Source organism: Virgibacillus sp. AGTR (assembly GCF_016919725.2).
GTDB lineage: Bacteria > Bacillota > Bacilli > Bacillales > Amphibacillaceae > Virgibacillus > Virgibacillus salarius.
This window is the reverse complement of the sequence record NZ_JAJERH010000182.1, coordinates 1-592: the sequence shown is the minus strand read 5'-3', so window position 1 is coordinate 592 and position 592 is coordinate 1. Positions and strand designations below refer to the sequence as shown.

General features: G+C 35.1%; 1 protein-coding gene and 1 pseudogene. Both read left to right on the top strand.

What is annotated here, in order from left to right:
* Positions 1-118 precede the first annotated feature (118 nt).
* Positions 119-208: pseudogene (locus tag JUJ52_RS23825) on the top strand (IS3 family transposase); the annotation flags it as partial.
* 66 nt (positions 209-274) lie between these two features.
* Positions 275-592: DDE-type integrase/transposase/recombinase (locus JUJ52_RS23145; RefSeq protein WP_228089258.1), on the top strand; the 318-nt coding region annotated here is incomplete at its 3' end.

Below are 592 nucleotides of genomic sequence, written 5' to 3'. Positions count from 1 at the left end.
CTATTGTAGGTATTCCTGAAGCTACCTATCACTATCATGTGAAAAATTTTGGAAGAGAAGATTCGGACACAATATTAAAAGAAATTATTGCAGATTTATTTAAAAGTTCCATGAACGTTATGGCTATAAACGTATTACAGGAGAACTAAAGAAATTAGGATATGTTATCAACCATAAAAAAGTGTATCGCATTATGCGAGAATTGGGATTAAAATGTGTGAAATTTATGCGGAAATCCCGTAAATACAATTCCTATAAGGGGAACGTTGGAAAAGTGGCGAAAAACCGATTGTCTAGCCGTTTTAACACATCTATTCCACTTCAAAAGTTAGTAACAGACATAACGGAATTCAAATGTCTAGGCGAAGAGAAGTTATATTTAAATCCGATTCTTGACCTTTATAACGGAGAAATTATTACGTATGACATCAAAAAACGCCCAACATTAAACCTTGTCATGACCCCTTTAAAAGAATTAATAGAGATACTGAAGAGTCGGGCAATCTACCGCACTACGATCCACTCCGATCAAGGCTGGCATTACCAACACAATCAGTGGGTGCGGACACTAAAAGAAAATAAAATATTCCAA